This is a genomic window from Vallitalea maricola, assembly GCF_036985595.1.
GTDB classification, from domain to species: Bacteria; Bacillota; Clostridia; order Lachnospirales; family Vallitaleaceae; genus Vallitalea; species Vallitalea maricola.
The window spans coordinates 1-3,571 of sequence record NZ_BTPU01000042.1 but is presented as its reverse complement, the minus strand read 5'-3'; the positions used below and the strand labels follow the sequence as shown (position 1 = coordinate 3,571).

The 3,571-nt window shown below is 33.3% G+C and carries 2 protein-coding genes and 1 other annotated feature; both genes read left to right on the top strand.

Annotation, left to right across the window (positions count from 1 at the left end; translation table 11 throughout):
• Positions 1-98: 98 nt before the first annotated feature.
• Positions 99-333 (top strand) — a binding site (T-box leader).
• A gap of 66 nt (positions 334-399) precedes the next feature.
• Positions 400-1,659, top strand: a complete 1,260-nt coding sequence (hisS, locus tag AACQ14_RS13695; RefSeq protein WP_339364138.1) for a histidine--tRNA ligase — start codon at positions 400-402, stop codon at positions 1,657-1,659.
• A gap of 85 nt (positions 1,660-1,744) precedes the next feature.
• Positions 1,745-3,538 carry an aspartate--tRNA ligase gene (aspS, locus tag AACQ14_RS13690; protein ID WP_339364137.1) on the top strand — a complete coding sequence of 598 codons (1,794 nt, stop codon included), beginning with the start codon at positions 1,745-1,747 and terminating at the stop codon, positions 3,536-3,538.
• Positions 3,539-3,571: the final 33 nt, after the last annotated feature.

Here is a 3,571-nt window from a genome sequence, read left to right as displayed (position 1 = left end):
GATTTTCATGCGATTGCCGTGGGAAAATATTAAAAAGTACTTGACAAATCATCAATAAACGAATAAACTGTAAGAAACTATTTTACTAAGAAGATATCAATAAAACGTTGAAGAGGATAAGTAAATTATGTCCACCTATGCAGAGAGAGAAGCCATTAGCTGGAAAGCTTCTTATAGACCATGATTGAAGGACACCTCAGAGTGATTCGTTGAACGCTAACAACTACTAAGCGAGTTCGGTTCATCACCGTTAACAGATTAAGAGTGGAAGCATGTGCTTCTATTAGGGTGGTACCGCGGAATGAATATGATTATATACATCTCGTCCCTGACTATTAAGTCAGTGACGAGATTTTTTAATTATATGGATTATTAATAAACGAATAGGAGTGAATAAATATGTTGACAAATGCACCAAGAGGAACGAAAGATATATACGGCAGTTATATGAATACTTGGAAAAAGCTTGAAGACACAGTTAATGAAATATGCACTAATTTTGGTTTTAATGAAATCAGGACTCCTATTTTTGAACATACAGAACTTTTCCAAAGAGGCGTGGGAGAAACCACGGATATTGTTCAAAAAGAGATGTATAGTTTTACTGATAAAGGTGATAGAAATATTACCCTAAAACCTGAAGGAACAGCTGGTGTAGTTAGAGCTTATCTAGAAAGAAAAATGTATGCTGATGCACAACCTACAAAATTATTTTATATAACACCTGCTTTTAGATATGAAAGACCCCAAGCAGGTAGATATCGTCAGTTCCACCAGTTTGGAGTAGAACTTTTTGGCTCTGATAAGCCATCAGCTGATGCAGAAGTTATTGCTCTTGCAGCTAATATGTTAAAGAATCTAGGTATTACCAATGTAGAACTTCATATCAACAGTTTAGGTGGTCCTGAATGTAGAAAAAAATATAATAATACATTAAAAGAATTCCTAAGCAAAAATATAGATTCATTATGTCCTACTTGTATGGAAAGGTATGAAAAGAATCCATTAAGAATTCTAGATTGCAAAAATGAAAAATGTCAAGCAGTATTAAAAGATGCACCTCTTGCAAAAGATGAATTAGATACTGAATGTAAGGAACATTTCGAAGAACTACTCAGACTATTGGATGCTATGGAAATTCAATACGTAGTTGACCCTTGGATTGTTAGAGGATTGGATTATTATACTAGAACAGTATTCGAGTTCATATCTAAAGATATTGGTGCACAAGGAACTGTATGTGGTGGTGGAAGATACGATAAATTAATTGAAGAATGTGGTGGTTCACCTACTCCAGCAGTTGGATTTGGCGCTGGTATAGAAAGACTGATTATGACTATGGAAGCTATTAATGGTTCTAACGAAGATAAACCTACTCGGGATATATATTTAGGATATGTAGGAGAAAATGCTAAGAAAACAACTTTTGCACTTGTTAATGAATTAAGAAATAACAATATATCTGTAGAGACTGACTTAATGTCTAGAAGTGTAAAAGCACAAATGAAATATGCTAATAAAATTGGAGCCAGATATTCAGCTATAATTGGTGATAATGAATTAGAAGAAAATTCAGTAAGAATTAAGAATATGGAAACAAGAGAACAAATAGACCTAAATATTGAAGAAATAGCTAAATACATGAAAGAGAACAAATAACAGGAACAATGACTGACAATCCATATGTTTAGGCATATTAAAAAAATATATTAAATGAAATTTTATTAGACTAGGAGGTAACAAAATGAGTGAATCAATGCAAGGATTGAAACGAACGAATAAATGTACAGAGGTAAGTGCTAAAAATATTGATGATAAAGTAACTGTAATGGGATGGGTTCAAAAAAGAAGAGACTTGGGCGGTGTTATTTTCATCGACCTTAGAGATAGAACAGGATTACTTCAAATAGTTTTTGATGCAAGTAGTATAGGTGATGAAGGATTTGCAAAAGCTGAAAAGCTTAGAAGTGAATTTGTAATTGCTGTTGAAGGTATTATAGAAAGTAGATCCGATGAAACAATTAATCCTAACCTAAAAACTGGTGAGATTGAAGTTAGGGCTCATTCACTTAGAATATTATCAGAAGCAGAGACACCACCTTTCCAAATTGAAGAAAACAGTAATGTAAAAGAGGACTTAAGATTAAAATATCGTTACTTAGACCTTAGAAGACCTGATTTACAAAGAAATCTTATTATGAGACATAAAGTTGCTATGATTACAAGAGAATTTTTAAGTAACGAAGAGTTTCTTGAAATAGAAACACCAATGCTTACTAAAAGTACTCCTGAAGGGGCTAGAGATTATCTAGTACCAAGTAGAGTTCATCAAGGAAACTTTTATGCATTGCCTCAATCACCACAGATTTTCAAACAATTATTGATGTTATCAGGATATGATAGATATTTCCAAATAGCTAAATGTTTTAGGGATGAAGACCTTAGAGCAGATAGACAGCCAGAATTTACACAAATAGATATGGAATTATCATTTGTTGACCAAGAAAAAGTAATTGATGTAAATGAGAGACTTATGCAGAAGTTATTTAAGGAAGTATTGGATATTGATATTGAAATTCCAATGCAAAGATTGACTTATAAAGAAGCTATGGATAGATTTGGTTCTGACAAACCAGACCTTAGATTCGGTATTGAACTAGTTGATTTATCTGATATAGTGAAGGATTGTGGATTCAAAGTATTCTCTGGTACTGTTGCAAGCGGTGGAAGTGTTAGAGGTATTAACGCAGAAGGATTAGGTAATCTTCCAAGAAGACAAATTGATGCATTAGGTGAATTAGCTAAGACATACGGTGCAAAAGGAATGGCATGGATTGTTATAAATGAAGATGGAACTTACAAATCAGCCATAACAAAATTCTTAACAGATGAAGAAGTAGAAAACATGGTAAAAGCTATGAATGGTAAACCAGGAGACTTATTACTTTTCTGTGCTGATTCTAATGATGTAGTATATAGTACACTTGGAAACTTGAGACTTGAAATTGGTAGAAGACTTGAGCTTCTTGATGACTCAGTATTCAAATTTGCTTGGGTTACTGAGTTCCCATTACTTGAATGGAACAAAGAACATAAGAGATATACTGCTATGCACCATCCATTTACAATGCCTATGGAAGAAGATTTACAGTATCTAGAATCTGATCCTGGTAGAGTTAGAGCAATTGCATACGATATGGTTCTTAACGGATGTGAACTTGGTGGAGGTAGTATAAGAATTCACCAAAGAGATATCCAAGAGAAAATGTTTGCGGCACTTGGATTCAGTAAAGAGGATGCTTATGACAGATTTGGTTTCTTATTGAATGCATTCAAATACGGTGTACCACCACATGGTGGATTAGCTTTTGGATTAGATAGAATTATAATGTTAATGACACAATCTGATAGTATCAGAGACGTAATAGCTTTCCCAAAAGTAAAAGATGCATCTTGTCCTATGACTGAAGCTCCAGGTACTGTTGATGATAAACAGTTAAATGAATTAGGACTAAAAATTGATACTATTGAAATTTAAAAATATATAGTATGATATTTTTAAAGTGCTGTC

Coding starts and splice junctions, on each gene's coding strand:
- aspS (WP_339364137.1), top strand. CDS start 1,745: ATGAGTGAATCAATGCAAGGATTGAAACGAACGAATAAATGTACAGAG.
- hisS (WP_339364138.1), top strand. CDS start 400: ATGTTGACAAATGCACCAAGAGGAACGAAAGATATATACGGCAGTTAT.